This window comes from Streptomyces sp. NPDC006435 (assembly GCF_040612315.1).
Lineage (GTDB): Bacteria > Actinomycetota > Actinomycetes > Streptomycetales > Streptomycetaceae > Streptomyces.
Map to the genome: position 1 here is coordinate 1 of NZ_JBEXPY010000038.1, position 15,156 is coordinate 15,156.

Here is a 15,156-nt window from a genome sequence, read left to right on the forward strand (position 1 = left end):
CGGCGCGCCACGGGGCTGAGTACGCTCGCCCCGTGCGGGCGGCGCGCCGACGCGGACACCGCGGAAGCCCGACCGGCCCGGCCGAGGGACGGAACACGGTGGCAAGGGGGAGCGGGCAGTGTGGCGGATCGGTGAGGTCGTCGACGGCCGGTACGAGGTGATCCGGGTACTGGGCCAGGGAGCCATGGGCGTGGTGCACCGGGTGCGGCACCTGGGCTGGGGCACCGACCTGGCGGTCAAGAGCCCCCGGGGCGAACTGGTCCGCGACCCGCGCGGCCGGGACCGCTTCGTCGCCGAGGCCGAGGCATGGGTGTCGTTGGGACTGCACCCGCATGTGTGCGGCTGCTACTACGTCCGCACGCTCGACGGAGTGCCCCGGGTGTTCGCCGAGTACGTCCGCGACGGAAGCCTGCGGGACTGGATCACCCGGGGCACCCTGTACGAGGGGAACCGGGACCAGGTCCTCGCCCGCATCCTCGACCTCGCCGTCCAGGCGGCCCACGGTCTGGAACACGCGCACGCCCAGGGGCTCGTGCACCAGGACGTCAAGCCCGCGAACATCCTCGTCGACGCCGGCGTCGCCAAGGTCGCCGACTTCGGCCTCGCCCGTGCGCGGGGCCCGCTGCCGTCCCTTCCGGGAGGATCGGGGGACGCGAGCACACTGGTCACCAACGGGGGCCTCACCCCCGCCTACGCGTCCCCGGAACAGGCCCTGGGGAAGCGGGTGGGGCGGCGCAGCGACATCTACAGCCTGGCCGTTTCCGTACTGGAGATGTTCACCGGCGAGATCGTCTGGGCGTTCGGATCGGTCGCCGGGCAGTCCCTGGAGGAACTGCGGGGGTCGGACGGGTTCGCCTTCCCGCTCCCGGACCGGGTCGCCTCCGTCCTCGCCCGGTGCCTGGCGGCGGATCCGCGGGACCGGCCCGGCTCCATGGCCGAACTCGCGGCCGAGCTGGGCGAAGCGGCCGAGCACCTCACGGGCGGGACCGCGCCGCGGACCCCGCCCCGAGCGGCCGACCTGCGCGCGGGCGAACTCAACAACCGTGCGCTGTCCCTGCTCGACCTCGGCCGGCCGGAGGAAGCGGTCGAGACCTTCGAACGGGCGGCGGCGACCGATCCGCACCACGCCGCCACCCAGTACAACGCCGGACTGCTGCGCTGGCGGCGCGGGGAGATCACCGACCGCCGGCTCGTCACCACCCTGGAAGAGGCCAGGGCATCGGCGGACGGCGACTCCCCCCTCGCGTTCCTGCTGGCCCAGGTGCACCTGGAACGCGGGGACCTGGAGGCGGCACGGGCCCTGCTGGAGAACCTGGCGGAGCACCCGGAGGCCCCCGATGCCGCCGAGGCCGAGACAGCGCTGAACACCGTCCGCTCGGGAGACGTACCGGACGCCCGCTGCACCGCGGTCCGGGAAGCGGCCTGGCAGACCTTCCCCTTCTCCCGGATGAGGGACGAACGGAAGCGCCTGTCCATGGAGATCCGGATGCGGATGGCCCCGGACGGGAAGACCCTGCTCACCGGAAGCTGGGACGGCACGCTCCAGCTCTGGAGCACCGGGGACGGCAGGAGCCTGAGCGTCATGCGGGGGCACACGGGCGCCGTGCGCTCCCTCGACCTCGGCCGGGACGGGCGCCTCGCGCTCTCCCTGGACTGGGACGGCGTGCTGCGCTGGTGGGACCTCGACGACGGCAGTTGCCTGCACGAGCTCTCCCTCACCGCGGCGGACCACGGCCGGGCCCGGTATCCGGTGGTGCGGCTGATCCCGGGGAGCAACGCCGTGCTGTGCGGAACGGCCGACGGCCGGGTGGTCCGCCTCCACCGGGACGGCCGGGTCGTTCCCGTCACCCACCCCGCCACCCCTGCCACCCCCGCCACCCCTGCCACCCCTGCCACCCCTGCCACCCCTGCCACCCCTGCCGTTCCCGCCGACTCCGCGGATTCCGCCGCTCCGGCGTACTCCGACGGCGAACCGGTCCTGGCGCTGGAGGTGAGCGCCGACGGCCGCAGAGCCCTGGCGGGCGGGACGCACGGCAGCCTCTGGCTGGTGGACCTCGTCGAAGGTTCCACCCGCCTGCTCCCGGACACCGGGGGCGGATTCGTCCACGCGGTGTGCCTGAGCGCGGACGGACGCCGCGCGTTGAGCGGCCACGGACGCTCCATCCGGCTGTGGGACATGGACTCGGGGCGCTGTCTGCGCACCATCGGCGGCCCCTTCCACGGCGCCCACTCACTCACCCTGAGCGCGGACGGACGCCGCGCGCTGTCCGGCCGGTCCGGCGCACTGCAATGGTGGGACCTCGACACCGGGCGCTGTCTGCGCACCTTCCACGGACACCGCGGAGAGGTGAGCGCGGTGTGGCTCTCGCCGGACGCCGGGCACGCGCTCTCCGCGGCCCAGGACAACACACTGCGCCAGTGGTCGCTGCCGGGCACCTACACCGCCCCGCCCCATCTCGACCGCCCCCGCCCGCCGGTCGATCTCAACCGGTCCCGGGAACACGTCACCGACCTGGTCGTGCGCGCGGAACAGGCCCTGGACCGAGGCCGGTTGACGCAGGCGCTGGACTGCCTCACCCGGGCCCGCTCCGTCCGGGGCCACGAGCGCGACCCGAAGGTGCTCGACGTCTGGCACCGGCTCGACGGCCGAGCCACCCGCGTGGGCCTGCGCGCCGGATGGCAGGCGCGTGAACTCACCGGCCACACCGCCTCGGTGAACTGGATCGACCTCACGAACGACGGGCGGATCGTCGCGTCCGCGAGCGCCGACCGCACGATTCGCCTGTGGCGGACCGGGGACGGCGAGTGCCTCTCGGTCCTCGAAGGGCACGACCACCTGGTCGACCGCGTCGCCTTCAGCCCCGACGGCGGGCGCCTGCTGTCCCTGGGCCGGGACCGCAGGGCCCGCCTGTGGGACGTCGCCACCGGCAGGTGCCTGCGTGTGCTCGACGCCTCGGCCTTCGGCACGGCGGCGAGCTTCTGCGGCGACGGCAGCCGGGCCCTCATCGCCGGCCAGGGACGGATGTTGCGCCTGTGGGACCTGGACGAGGACCGCCCGCTGCGCGGCTTCGACGGCTTCGACCTCTCGCTCAACGCGGTCTGGACGACCCCCGACGGCCGCCTCGCCGTCACCGGGGGCGACGACCGGACCGTACGGCTGTGGGACCTGGACAGCGGGCGGTGCGTGCGCACCATGACCGGGCACGCGCACCACGTGATGTCCGTGTGGCTCAGCCCCGACGGCCGGTACGTGCTGTCCGGCGGCACCCATCGCGAAAGCGTGATCCGGCTGTGGGACACCTCGTCGGGTACGTGCCTGCAGACCTTCGAGGGGTACACGCACTTCGGAGCCCGCCTCACCGCCGACGCCCGCTTCGCCGTGTGGAGTTCCGCCGGTGCCGTGCAGGTGTCCGACACCAGCACGGGACGCGTCGTCCACCGTATCGACGGCCACAGCCGGGGACTCTTCACGGCCGTACCGACCCCCGACGGCCGCCATGTGGTGACCGGTGACATGGAGGGGCTCGTCCGGATGTGGGAGCTCGACTGGGAGCTGACCGTGTGACCGGACCCGGCCCGGCTCGACGGGGCTCGACTCGACCGGGCCAGGCCCGGTCCGATCAGGCCAGGCCCGGTCCGATCAGGCCCGGTCCGATCAGGCCCGGCCGGGTCCGGTCCGGGCGGGGTCAGCCGGTGGCGGTGGAGCGGGGCGTTCGCGGGCCGCCCCGCTGTTCGCGCCACTCGCGGAAGGGGGCGACCTCCGCGAGCCCGGAACGCACCGCCACCAGGCCGTCGGCGAAATCGGCGGCCAACTCGCCCAGCATGGTGAGGAGTTCGTCCTGCGGCAGTCGTTCGCATTCCGGGTCGGGCACCCACCGCGTGCGCGAGGCGCAGTGGATGGCCACGATCCCGGCTTCCGGGCGGAAGGCCAGTGTTCTCTCCAGGCCCTGGGAGTAGAGGTCGACCTCCACTTCCCGGTGCGCCCGCACCCCCGCGAGCAGGTCCGGAAGCTGCTCCATGAACGCGGACAGGTCGTACGCCACGTCCACCGGCCACTCGGGAGTGCCGAAACCACCCATCCGGAAGCTGCCGTCCCCGGCCTCGGCGAGGACCTCGCACGCCTCCATGACCAGGGTCTCGTACTCCTCGTCCGGCTCCGGGGAGACCGGGTCGCCGACGGGGGTGCTCCTGGGGGCGGGCGGGCGGAACGATACCGAGAAACTCATGCTCCCAAGTCTCCTACTCCAGGTCGACGACTGGGTACGCCGTGCGGTAGAAGCCGCCCGGACCAGGGACGAGGGTCGCAGCCCGGGCGGGGGAGACGGTTCCGTCCGGCATGATCACCTGTCCGAGCCCGTCCGGGATGCGCACCGTACGGGGACCGGAACCGGGTACGTGGACACTGCGCAGGAACTGCGCGGCGGCCTCGTTGTCCAGCCACTGGCCCTGCTGGTTGCCGGTGCTGCGGGCGCGGTCGGTCAGCGCCCTGGTGTTCTTCGCGCCCGCGCCATGGGTCTTGAAGGTGTGCCCGAAGGTCTTCACGCTCCTGGAGGACCAGTTCACGCAGTTCTCGTCACCGACGGGCTGAGCCATGGGCAGCGCCACGGGGCGGGCCGGGCGATCGCGACGGGTGAACGCCGCGATGTACCAGGCTTTCAGGAACCCGCCCCGGACCGACCGCCCGGGAACGCCGGAGACGTCGGAAACACCGGAGACGTTGGGAACACCGGGGGCGCGGTAAGCCACCCCCGAGGCGCTGCGGGAAACGGGGCAGTCGGCGCCGTCGCGTTCCTGCCGCACCTTGTCGACCAGCTTCTTGACCTCGGTCGTCGCCAGGGCGCGGGCGGTGATCAGGGTGTCGGCGCGGTAGGGGATGCGGTACTGGACCGGACGGCCGCCGCTGGCCCGGGAACGGGCCCGTGCCTCGGCCTTCTTCCGTGACTCGATCGAGGCGAAGGTGGGACCGGCACCCGGGTTGGAGCAGGACAGGCTCCCGGAGACACCGGTGCCGGTGACCGCGAAGGAGCGCTGCGGGCTGGTGCACCGGCCCGCGGACCTGCCGTCGATGCTGAAGGAGGCGGCCATCACCGCAGTGACCTTGCCGCCCACGAGGCGGCTCCTGGCGTCGGTGGTGATCCGCCCGGCGAAACTGTTCCTGGCCGTGCACCCGCCCGAACCGCACTTCACCGTTCCCGAACCGCTGAGGGCCAGGGAAATGCCGCTGTCGGTGGCGCCGTTCAGTTCCTTGGCCTGCTTCTCCAGGGTGTCGAACATCGGATCGACGGCATCCCCGGTGACCGGCGCCAGGTCCAGGCCCCCGGAATCACTGCCGTCGAGCGGGCCCTCCGTGACCTCCGGGGTTTCGGAGGGGTCCTCGTCCCCGGAGGACGCCTGGACCTGTTCCTGGACCTGGACCTGGACCTGTTCCTGGGCCTGGTTTTGTTCCTGGGCCTGGACCGTGGTGGGGGCCGCCGATCGGGCCGAGACCGCTCGGGCCCGGCCGTCGGAGGGCCCGGACGAGGGGGAGGAACCGTAGGGCTCCAGGCGCAGCACCCGATGGGGCTTCTTGTCGGTGACGAGCAGACGGCCCATCGAGGTGTCCGCCACGAGTGCGGGCGTGCCGTTCACCGTGGGGGGCTCGGCGGGTTCGTCGGGAGCGGGCGTGTTCTCCAACCTGTCCAGGGACTTGGAGAGCTGGATCGCCAACAGGGCCGGGGACGGCCTGCGTTCCACGAGTTCCCGTGTCTCGTCGTCGCTCTCCTGCGCGACCGTCCACGTGCCGGAGGCCCGTGCGTCCGACCCCGTTCCGGGGGCCGGGTCCTTCTGCCGGGTGAAGGTCCTGCCACCGATGTCCAGGATCTCGCGGGCGAGTTCGGTGTCGCCCGACCCCGTGGTGCCGAAGCGGCTGCCGGAGGCGGTGACCGTGACGTCCCGCTTCGTCGGACCGGTGGCGGAGTCCTGGTACCGCAGGCCGGGGGCGCCTGCCAGTGCGGCCACGGCTTGCCGGAACGGCTTCAGGTCCCGTTCGGCCTCCGCTTTCTCCGGGCCGAGGACGCCGTTCCAGATCAGCAGCCCGGCCAGCAGCGCCACGACCAGTGCACCGATGCCGCCGAACAGCAGGAAGCGCCCGCGCCGTCGGGCGAGCGGTCCCTGCCCACCCGGCCCGCCCGGTGGCAGAGGCTGAAAACCGTACGGGTGGCCGGGCACCGGACCGTGGGGGGCGTGGGGGAAGTGCGGCGGTGGTACGGGCGGCGGGCCCTGCGGGGAGTACGGCCCTTGCGGGGAGTACGGGCCGTGCGGGGAGTACGGGCCCTGTGGCGGGTACGGGCCCTGCGGCGGCCCGAAAGCGCCGGTCGGTGCGGCGTGCGGGGAGTGCTGGGGCGGCACGGCCGGCGGGGCCGGAGCCGGGGGCGGTGGCCCGAAAGCACCTGGTGGCGGGCCGTGGGGAGAGCCCTGCGGCGGGTGGCCCGCCGGGGGCCCGGGTGCGTCTTCGTGCTCCGTCATGGTCGTTCCCCCGTATGTGGGTTGTGGGCCGGGCCGCCGTCCCGCGGGCGTGGCATCGCGCCTCCGGCCGTCGTGGACTCCGGGGCCGTAACAGGCGCCGGAGGCGGCGGGACTTCGATCGTCAGGGGAACAGTGTGGAGGTGACGCGACATCAGACGCTGCCGGTTTTCGGATATTCGACCGGAAGTGAGGTGGTGGCAAGGCCGTGTTCGCGCCCCTGCCGGACACACCCGTCGACTGCGTGGTCCGGTCGGGGCCCGGAGGATTTATCGGGGCCCGGTGGAGAGGGCGCTCGCGGTATCGTGCGGGGGCTCGGGCTCGGGCTCGGGCTCGGCAAGGAGTACTCGTATCTCTTCAACGTGGTGAACGTGAAGGAAGGCGTGACCTTTCTCGACGGACAGTTTGGGTGCGCCGGGCCGGGTGTCTACCGGAACTACGAATTCCTCGGGACCGGCCAGTGATCAGTCCCGAACACGCGGCGGAGTTGGCACGGCGATACGTGGACGAGGATCCCCTCAACTCCCAGGTGGACCCGGTCCCCCGGCTGGCGCACCGAGTGGTGCGCCTCATGCCACCTCTGCCACGAGGACGGTGACACATTCGTGCCGGACTACTGGCGGTCTCCGTACGACGTGCCCGAGGCATTCGAGATGAAGTTCGCCCCGCGCTGCATCGAGGCCGCTCGCCGGGCGAAGCTCGAAGCCGACACCGATCGGAACGGCTGAGACAGGCAACGACGGCCGTGCTTCCCACCACATGATCGGCAGGGAAGCACGGACCGCCGGCCCGGCCCACCGGGCGTTGCTTCGCGTGAGGAGACGGAACGCCGGGCGATCCCGCCCGTCGGGCTCATGGGAGGCAAGCCCGCCGGGTACGGCCGGAACACGTCTATTGGGCCGGGACACTGCTCCGACGACCCCGGCCGGGCAGGAGCCGCCCGCCGAGCAGCAGCACCGCGCAGGCCCCGGCCGCCAGCAGCCCGCCGGCGAGGAAGGTGCCGCGGACATCGGCGAGCGGCAGGACCAGCCCCCCGAGCGCGGCGCCAACCGCGATGCCGGCGTTGTAGGCGCCGGAGTTCGCCGCGAGCGCGATGTCGGTGCGGCCCGGTGCGCAACGCAGCATCTCGTTCTGGGTGGCCATGAACACCGGTCCGAGCGCACCGCCCATCAGAGCCAGGAACACCACCGCCGCCACCGGATGGGAGCCGGCGGCGTACAGGCCGAGCATGCCCACCACCTGCACGCCCACGGCGGTGGTCAGCGCGGTCTGCGGGAAGCGGTCCAGCACCGCCCCGGTGATGCCCACCCCGACCAGGCACGTGATGCCGAAGACCATGAGCAGGGCGCTGATCGCGCTCGGGGAGAACCCGCCCACGTCGCCCAGGAACTTCACGATGTAGGTGAACCCCGCGAACGCCCCGGCGGCGGACAGGGTTCCCGCCGCCAGCACGATCCCGAACCGGCGGGCGTCGGGGCTCGTCGCGTAGGCGGCGGACTCCTCCTCCGGGCGCGAGGTCGGCAGCAGGACGGCGACCGTCACGAGGGAGACGAGCCCCAGGGCCGCCGGTATGCCGATGGGCACCTCCCAACGGCTCTGCTGGCCCAGCCAGGTACCGACGGGAACACCGAGCACGAGGGCGAGCGAACCGGCGACCGACAGCGCCCCGACCACACGTCCGCGGACCGAGGGCAGGAACAGTCCCACCGCGACCGGCCCCATCACGGCCCAGAACAACGCCTGGGCGAGCGCGGTCAGCAGCCGTGCCCCCAGGAGCAGCCAGTAGGAGGCGGCCAGCGCCGCGACGAGACTGGACACCACCAGCACGGCCAGCACCCCCGTGAGCACATGACGCCGGGGCACGGCCCGCATGGCGTGGGCGAGCGGCAGGGACGCGACGGCCACCGTCACGCCGTACCCGGTGACCAGGAGACCGACCGCCGACGTGGACACCCGGAGGCTTTCGGCGATGAGTTCCAGAAGGCCGACCGGCAGGTTCTCCGCGGTGTTGAAGGTGAACGCGGCGAGCATCAGCGCCGCGAGCACCGCGAACCTGTGCCAAGGAGCCGGCCGCGGCGCGCCCCCGCGGTCCCGCTCTGCCCCGGACCGTCGGGCCTGCTCCGTGTCACCGTCCATGCAGGCACCCCACTGGTCCCGCACGCCCTTCCGCAACCGAATTTGCTTGCCATGCGGGGGTGTTCGAACAAATCGAGTCGATTTCCGGGATCGGCCGGCCGCATCACGGAGACCGTCGGGACAGGTCCTGGGCGGTGAGTCGGCCGATCCCGGGCAGGAAGCGTCCGGTCCGGGCGGCGTAGGTCCGGTACGCGGGGCCGTGCGTGCCGGTGAGGTACGGCTCCTCGACGACCCGGACCTGGAGCTGGACCGCGGTGACGAGGGCGGCCAGGGCGAGGAGGGAGACCCCGTTCGGCACGGTCAGGGCCAGGCCGGTCGCGGTCAGGGCCATGGCGGTGAAGACGGGATTGCGCACGTGCGCGAACAGCCCGCCGGTGACCAGCGCGGTCCGTTCGCCGGGGCCGACGCCGACGCGCCAGGAGGCCCCCATGTTCGTCTGCGCGGCCAGGGTGGCCGTCATCCCCGCCAGCGTGATGCCCAGCCCGGTCCACTGCACGGCGGGGAGCGCGGCGGTGGGGAGCCCGGCGAGCGTGGCCACGGGGGCCGCGATCCCGCAGGCCAGGGCGGCCGCGAACAGCACACCGGCCCACCAGGAGGCTTCGCCGGGGCGTCCGGAGATGCCGCGGAAGCCGGCGTCCCCGGTGCGGCGGCGCTGGAGGACGGCGCGGATGCCGAAGGCGAAGAGTGCCCATGCCGAGTAGAGGACGAGCGCGGTCAGGGCCCAGTTGCTCATCGGGTTCCCGCCGTTCCGGTCGTACGGCTGTCGCAGCCGATCGGGGCAGTGGTGGGGGAGGGGGAGGAGGGGAGCAACGGGGGTGTCCTGGTGGTCACGATCAGCAGCAGCCCTTCTCGTCGGCGTCCGGACAGGTGCGGTCGGTCTCGACGGCGAGCACGGCGGTGCGCAGGTCGTCCAGCGCGTGGCCGAGGCGTTCGTCGGAGAGTTCGTAACGGGTGCGGCGGCCGTCGGGCACGGTGACGACCAGACCGCAGTCGCGCAGGCACGCCAGGTGGTTCGACAGCCGGGTACGGGAGATGCCGAGGGTGTCGGCGAGGTCGGAGGGGTAACCGGGGGCGTCGCGCAGGGTGAGCAGGATGCGGCAGCGGATCGGGTCGGCGAGCGCGCGGCCGAAACGGGCCAGCACCTCGATGTCGGAAGCGATGATCGGCACATCACAACGGTACATATAATCCTGAATTCAGGAAATCCTGAATCATTTTTGGCTTCGGGCCGTGGGCCGGGGCGCACCACCCCTTGACCTTCGAGCCGGGTCGAGGGTTTACCGTCGGCGTTGTGAGCACCATGCGGATCTCCCGGCTCGCCGAACGCTCCGGCGTTCCGGCCACCACGCCGCGGTTCCACGAGAGCGCCGGGCTGCTGCCCGCCGTCCGGCCGGTCGATGTGGTGCTGCTCCACGGTGCCGAGCGGCACGAGCGGCAGGAGACCGGTGGGGCATCCGGCTCACCCTGCCCTGCTTCCGTTCCGATCCGCTCCCTGCCCCCGTTTCCCGTTTCCTCGTTCGTCAGAAGGTTCCGCACCGTGCTCGTCGCCCGCTCCGTCGCCCTGTTCGTCGTCGCCGCCCTGTTCGAGATCGGAGGCGCCTGGCTGGTGTGGCAGGGCATCCGCGAGCACAAGGGCTGGATCTGGATCGGTGCCGGTGTCGTCGCGCTCGGTCTGTACGGCGTGGTGGCCACCTTCCAGTCCGACGACGACTTCGGGCGCATCCTGGCCGCGTACGGCGGGATCTTCGTCGCGGGGTCGATCGTCTGGGGCATGGTCGCCGACGGCTACCGCCCCGACCGCTTCGACGTCATCGGCGCCCTGGTGTGCCTCGCCGGAATGGCCGTGATCATGTACGCCCCGCGCGGCCACTGACCGGCCGGGCCGCTGCTCGGTGATCCACCGGGCGGCCAGGAGGCCGGAGGCGGCGGTGAGGACGGCTGCGGCGATGACGGTGGCGTCCAGGCCGAGCCGGTCGGCGAGGACACCGGCCACGAGGGCTCCGGCGGCGTAGCCGATGTCGCGCCAGAAGCGGTAGGTGCCGAGGGCGTTGGCCCGCCACGCGGGATGGGCGTGGTCGGAGACCGATGCGATGAGGGCCGGGTAGACCATGGCGGTGCCGAGGCCGAGGGCGACGGCGGACAGGACTCCGGCCAGCAGCGGACGGTCGAGGAGGACGAGGGCGAGGACGAGTCCGCCGGCCTGGACGAGCATGCCGTGGACGATGAGGGGCTTGCGGCCGAAGCGGTCGGCGAGGTGGCCGGCGGGGATCTGACCGAGACCCCACAGGACGGGGTACAACCCCTTGATCAGGCCGACGGCGGCCAGCCCGAGTCCGTGGTCGGTGAAGAGCAGGGGGAAGACGCCCCAGGTGAGGCCGTCGTTGAGGTTGTTGACCAGCCCGGCCTGGCTGGCGCCGCGCAGGGAGCGGTCGCGCCAGGAGGTGCGGATGAACGTGGCCTTCGGCCCGGTGTCCTCGCCGGTGGGCAGGGGCCCGGTGTGGTGGGCCAGTTCCAGGGCGACATGGGCGGCGGTGTCGCGGACGGCCAGGGCGAGCGCGAGACCGGCGACGAGGAAGACGACGCCGATGAGCTCGGGGACGGGGCGCAGGCCGTAGCCGGTGGCGAGGTAGCCGGTGAGCAGGGCGGTGACGCCGACGGCGGTGTATCCGGCGGCCTCGTTCAGACCGGTGGCCAGCCCCCGGCGGGCGGGTCCGACGAGGTCGATCTTCATGTTGACGGTCATCGACCACGTCAGGCCCTGGTTCAGGCCCAGCAGGACGTTGGCCGCGACGATCCACCCCCAGGAGGGCGCGTACGCGAGGGCGAAGGGGACGGGTGCGCCGATCAGCCAGCCCGCCACGAGCAGCTGCTTGCGGCGGAAGCGGGCGGTGAGGGCTCCGGCGGCCAGGTTGGTCAGGGCCTTGGTGAGACCGAAGGCGATGATGAAGGAGAAGACGGCCAGGTCGCTGGTCAGGCCGAAGGTCTCGGAGCCGATCAGCGGCACGGTGGTGCGCTCCAGGCCCACCAGACCGCCCACAGCCATGTTCACGATGACCAGCAGGGTGAACTGCGGCCAGTTCTCGCGCAGCCCCAGCCGTACGGGGCGGACGGAGCCGCCGGACGGCTGGGCGGGCGCGGCGATGGTGTTCACGGGCGGGTGTCCTCAAGGTCCGGGGGCGGGGCGGGGCAGGGCGAGGCGGGGCGGGGGAACGGCGCCGGGCGGGTGCGCCGCGCGCGAGGTGGCAGCCGGGCGAGATGGCGGCCGGGTGCGCGCCGCGCACGGAGGGGCCGCCTGGCGTACGCGGTGCGCGCGGAGGGGCCGCCGGGCGCACATCACCCGTGAGCGAGGGCGGCCCCGGGCGTGCTGCCGACGGCGACAGGCGACGCAGTTCCGCAGAGCGGGAATGTGTATGTGCAGGCCAATATACCCCTACCCGTATTTTTCCCAGAGGGTGAGGCATTTCGCGTCCCATGCCGGTGAGATACCCAGGGGGGTATTTGACTTCTCGCCCGGGTCGACTTACGGTCGAATACATCAATACCCCGGGGGGTACCCGAGAGAGTGAGGGAAGCCTCGATGTGTGAAGTGGACCTGGAGGTCTTCGCCGCGGAACTGGCCGCCGGTGCGTTCGTCGTCGATGTCCGTGAGCCCGACGAGTACCTGGCCGGTCATGTGCCGGGCGTCCACAGCGCACCGCTGTCCGCGTTCGACTCCGTCCCCTACGCCCTGCCCGAGGGTCGGCCGGTGTACGTGATCTGCGCGAGCGGCAACCGGAGCCTGTGGGCCGCCGAGCGGCTCACGGCCCGTGGGGTCGACGCGCTCTCGGTCGCGGGCGGCACCACGGGCTGGGCCCGCGCCGGACGGCCGCTGGTGAGCGGCGCGGACGCCTGATCGCCGGAGCCGGCCGACCGGCCCCCACCCTCACCAGTACCCGCCTCCACCGGTACCTGTCGCCGGTGCCCGCCCCACCGGGCGCACCGCCGCCCCGTGACCAAACCTTTCGCACCCGCTGCGGGTGAGCGTTCCTCAGGAGGGAATTCGCCGTGTTCTTCACCCAGTACTACCTCGACTGCCTCTCCCAGGCGTCGTACATGATCGCCGACGAGGGGACCGGCCGAGCGGTGGTCGTCGACCCGCGTCGCGACGTCTCCGAGTACCTGGCCGACGCCCGGGCCCGGGGCCTCACCGTGGTCGGTGTCATCAACACCCACTTCCACGCCGACTTCGTCGCCGGCCACCTGGAGATGGCGGACGCGACCGGCGCCTGGATCGGCTACGGCCGCCGCGCCGAGACCGAGTACCCCATCCGCAAGCTGGCGGAGGGCGAGCGGATCTCCCTCGGTGACGTCACCCTGGAGGTCATGGAGACCCCGGGGCACACCCCGGAGTCGATCAGCGTCCTCGTGTACGAGCGGGCCGACGACACCGTCCCGTACGGCGTCCTGACCGGCGACGCGCTCTTCATCGGCGACGTCGGCCGCCCCGACCTGCTCGCCTCCGTGGGCGTGACCGCCGAGGAACTGGGCGGGATGCTCCACGACAGCGTCCAGAACAAGCTGATGGCCCTGCCCGACGAGGTCCGCGTCTTCCCCGCGCACGGCGCCGGCTCCGCCTGCGGCAAGAACCTCTCGACGGAGAAGCAGTCGACCATCGGCGAGCAGCGCGCCACCAACTACGCCTGCGCCCCGATGAGCCGCGAGGAGTTCGTCGCGCTCGTCACCGCCGGCCAGTCCGCCGCGCCCGGCTACTTCGCCTACGACGCGGAGCTCAACCGCAAGGACCGTGTCCGCTACGACGCGACGGCGGCGACCCGGCCGCTGACGCTGGAGGAGTTCGCCGGGCTGAGGGAGGGCGGCGCGGTCGTCGTCGACGCCCGTGACCCGCAGGAGTTCGCCGCCGGGCACCTGCGCGGCGCGGTCAACGTGCCCGCCGACGGCCGGTTCGCCGAACAGGCCGGCACCGTCCTCGACCCGGCCGACGAGCTGGTCGTCATGGCGCCGCAGAACCGCGAGGAGGAGGTCGTCACCCGCCTCGCCCGCATCGGCTTCGACCGGGTGGCGGGCTACCTGCGCAACCCCGAGGACGCCCTCAGGGCGATGGAGGACGAGGTCACCCCCGCCAGCCGCCTCACGGCCGCGCACCTGAAGGCCGCCCTCGCCGGTGACAACCCGCCCGTCGTCGTGGACGTCCGCACCTGTGGCGAGCGCGAGGCCAACGGCTTCATCCCCGAGGCCCTGCACATCCCGCTGAGCGAACTGGCCGCGCGGGCGGACGAACTCCCCGCCGACCGGCCGCTCGTCCTGCACTGCGCCGGCGGCCACCGCTCCTCCATCGCGGCCAGCCTCCTGCGCCACCGCGGCGCCGAGGACGTCTCCGACATCCTGGGCGGCTACGCGGCCTGGGCCCTCGCCGCGGAATCCACCGGCGCCTGACCGCCCCCTCCACGGGCCACCGGTCGACGGCTCCCCGAGCCCGTACGTCCTGCACACCCCGTACGTCCCGCACGCCCCTCGTACCCCCTTGTATACCCCCATGGGTATATTTTCCCTCCGGAGCCACACATGAGTGCCGAGCGCACCGTTCAGTCCATCACCCCTGCCGTGCTGCACAAACTCACCGAGGAGGGCCGCGCGCCGCGTCTGCTCGACGTGCGCACCCCCGCCGAGTTCCGCACCGCCCACATCCCCGGCGCGTGCAACGTTCCGCTCCACGTCCTGCGCGAGCACCGCGCGGAACTGCTTCCCCACCTCGACGAGGACGTCGTGCTCGTCTGCCGCTCGGGGAACCGCGCCACCCAGGCCGAGCGGATGCTCACCGAGGCCGGTCTGCCGAACCTCCGCGTCCTGGACGGCGGCATGAACGCCTGGGAGGTGGCGAGCGCGCCCGTGAAGCGGGGCCCCGAGCGCTGGGACATGGAGCGCCAGGTCCGCCTGGTCGCCGGTTCGATCGTCCTCACCACCGGTCTCGTCGGCATTCTCGTGCCGGGCGTCCACCTCGTCGGAACGGCGGTCGGCGCGGGTCTGACCTATGCGGCGATCAGCAACTCCTGCGCCATGGGCGTCCTGCTGTCCAAGCTCCCGTACAACCGCGGTCCCCGCACCGACATCGGCATGGCGATCGCGCAGTTGCGGGGCGCGCGGTGAGACATTGAAACGCCCCGGGGCATTACCGGGCACCGAAGAGGGAGTGGAGGAGGAAAGCCCGTGCAGGTGGACGAAGAATCGATGAGACCCGTCCTGAACCGGCTCCGCCGGGCCCAGGGACAACTGGCCGCCGTCATCGCCATGATTGAGTCCGGTCGTGACTGCAAGGACGTCGTCACCCAGCTCGCCGCCGTCTCCCGGGCCCTGGACCGGGCCGGCTTCAAGATCGTGGCCGGTGGCATGCGTCAGTGCCTCGCCGAGGACTCGGACGCCCCGCCCATGACCCAGGAAGAACTGGAGAAGCTCTTCCTCGCCCTCGCCTGACGGTTCGAGCCCGGCCGGTACAGCCCCTGTACCGGCCGGGCTCGGGTGTTT

The 15,156-nt window shown here is 72.5% G+C and carries 12 protein-coding genes and 1 pseudogene; 7 read left to right on the forward strand and 6 right to left on the reverse strand.

All coding sequences use genetic code 11. The features are described 5' to 3' along the window. The first annotated feature begins 118 nt into the window (after positions 1–118). Positions 119–3,565 carry a protein kinase gene (locus ABZZ04_RS29690; protein WP_356935303.1) on the forward strand — a complete coding sequence of 1,149 codons (3,447 nt, stop codon included), beginning with the start codon at positions 119–121 and terminating at the stop codon, positions 3,563–3,565. A 121-nt stretch (positions 3,566–3,686) separates the two neighbouring features. Here the strand turns inward: ABZZ04_RS29690 and ABZZ04_RS29695 are convergent, their stop codons facing one another. Both ABZZ04_RS29695 and ABZZ04_RS29700 read right to left on the reverse strand, forming a co-directional pair. Continuing rightward, positions 3,687–4,226, reverse strand: coding sequence for a hypothetical protein (locus ABZZ04_RS29695; protein WP_356935304.1), 540 nt, complete (start codon positions 4,224–4,226; stop codon positions 3,687–3,689). Positions 4,227–4,239: 13 nt separating this feature from the next. Then, positions 4,240–6,207, reverse strand: coding sequence for a hypothetical protein (locus ABZZ04_RS29700; RefSeq protein ID WP_356935305.1), 1,968 nt, complete (start codon positions 6,205–6,207; stop codon positions 4,240–4,242). Between the two features lie 899 nt (positions 6,208–7,106). Between ABZZ04_RS29700 and ABZZ04_RS29705 the strand changes: the two genes are divergently transcribed. Next, the gene (locus ABZZ04_RS29705) at positions 7,107–7,229 is read left to right on the forward strand and encodes a hypothetical protein (RefSeq protein WP_356935306.1); all 123 of its coding nucleotides are present in this window, start codon (positions 7,107–7,109) and stop codon (positions 7,227–7,229) included. A gap of 163 nt (positions 7,230–7,392) precedes the next feature. On the opposite strand, the gene ABZZ04_RS29710 is transcribed toward ABZZ04_RS29705, so the two are convergent. From ABZZ04_RS29710 to ABZZ04_RS29720, 3 genes are all read right to left on the reverse strand, one after another. Next, positions 7,393–8,532: an MFS transporter gene (locus tag ABZZ04_RS29710; protein ID WP_356935346.1), complete on the reverse strand. Its 1,140-nt coding sequence runs from the start codon at positions 8,530–8,532 to the stop codon at positions 7,393–7,395. 208 nt (positions 8,533–8,740) lie between these two features. Then, positions 8,741–9,370: an isoprenylcysteine carboxylmethyltransferase family protein gene (locus tag ABZZ04_RS29715; RefSeq protein WP_356935307.1), complete on the reverse strand. Its 630-nt coding sequence runs from the start codon at positions 9,368–9,370 to the stop codon at positions 8,741–8,743. 100 nt (positions 9,371–9,470) lie between these two features. Then, positions 9,471–9,806 (reverse strand): metalloregulator ArsR/SmtB family transcription factor, encoded by a 336-nt coding sequence (locus tag ABZZ04_RS29720; protein WP_356935308.1) that lies wholly within the window; start codon positions 9,804–9,806, stop codon positions 9,471–9,473. 368 nt (positions 9,807–10,174) lie between these two features. Here ABZZ04_RS29720 and ABZZ04_RS29725 point away from each other — a divergent pair, with 368 nt between their 5' ends. Further along, positions 10,175–10,510, forward strand: coding sequence for a YnfA family protein (locus ABZZ04_RS29725; protein ID WP_356935347.1), 336 nt, complete (start codon positions 10,175–10,177; stop codon positions 10,508–10,510). Between the two features lie 54 nt (positions 10,511–10,564). Here the strand turns inward: ABZZ04_RS29725 and ABZZ04_RS29730 are convergent. After that, positions 10,565–11,680, reverse strand: a pseudogene (locus ABZZ04_RS29730) (MFS transporter); the annotation flags it as partial. A 534-nt stretch (positions 11,681–12,214) separates the two neighbouring features. On the opposite strand from ABZZ04_RS29730, the gene ABZZ04_RS29735 reads away from it, so the two are divergent. The 4 genes from ABZZ04_RS29735 (at position 12,215) to ABZZ04_RS29750 (ending at position 15,105) form a co-directional block, all read left to right on the forward strand. Beyond that, positions 12,215–12,529 carry a rhodanese-like domain-containing protein gene (locus tag ABZZ04_RS29735; RefSeq protein ID WP_356935309.1) on the forward strand — a complete coding sequence of 105 codons (315 nt, stop codon included), beginning with the start codon at positions 12,215–12,217 and terminating at the stop codon, positions 12,527–12,529. Positions 12,530–12,681: 152 nt separating this feature from the next. Further along, complete coding sequence (locus ABZZ04_RS29740; RefSeq protein ID WP_356935310.1) at positions 12,682–14,070, forward strand: rhodanese-like domain-containing protein; 1,389 nt, start codon at positions 12,682–12,684, stop codon at positions 14,068–14,070. A 129-nt stretch (positions 14,071–14,199) separates the two neighbouring features. Next, positions 14,200–14,781 (forward strand): rhodanese-like domain-containing protein, encoded by a 582-nt coding sequence (locus ABZZ04_RS29745; protein ID WP_356935311.1) that lies wholly within the window; start codon positions 14,200–14,202, stop codon positions 14,779–14,781. An 81-nt stretch (positions 14,782–14,862) separates the two neighbouring features. Next, positions 14,863–15,105: a metal-sensitive transcriptional regulator gene (locus ABZZ04_RS29750; protein WP_222872246.1), complete on the forward strand. Its 243-nt coding sequence runs from the start codon at positions 14,863–14,865 to the stop codon at positions 15,103–15,105. Positions 15,106–15,156 lie beyond the last annotated feature (51 nt).

Excerpts from the sequence above, each read along its gene's own strand:
- ABZZ04_RS29695 (WP_356935304.1), bottom strand. The coding sequence starts at position 4,226 with ATGAGTTTCTCGGTATCGTTCCGCCCGCCCGCCCCCAGGAGCACCCCC.
- ABZZ04_RS29710 (WP_356935346.1), bottom strand. The coding sequence starts at position 8,532 with ATGCTCGCCGCGTTCACCTTCAACACCGCGGAGAACCTGCCGGTCGGC.
- ABZZ04_RS29715 (WP_356935307.1), bottom strand. The coding sequence starts at position 9,370 with ATGAGCAACTGGGCCCTGACCGCGCTCGTCCTCTACTCGGCATGGGCA.
- ABZZ04_RS29735 (WP_356935309.1), top strand. The coding sequence starts at position 12,215 with ATGTGTGAAGTGGACCTGGAGGTCTTCGCCGCGGAACTGGCCGCCGGT.
- ABZZ04_RS29745 (WP_356935311.1), top strand. The coding sequence starts at position 14,200 with ATGAGTGCCGAGCGCACCGTTCAGTCCATCACCCCTGCCGTGCTGCAC.
- ABZZ04_RS29750 (WP_222872246.1), top strand. The coding sequence starts at position 14,863 with ATGAGACCCGTCCTGAACCGGCTCCGCCGGGCCCAGGGACAACTGGCC.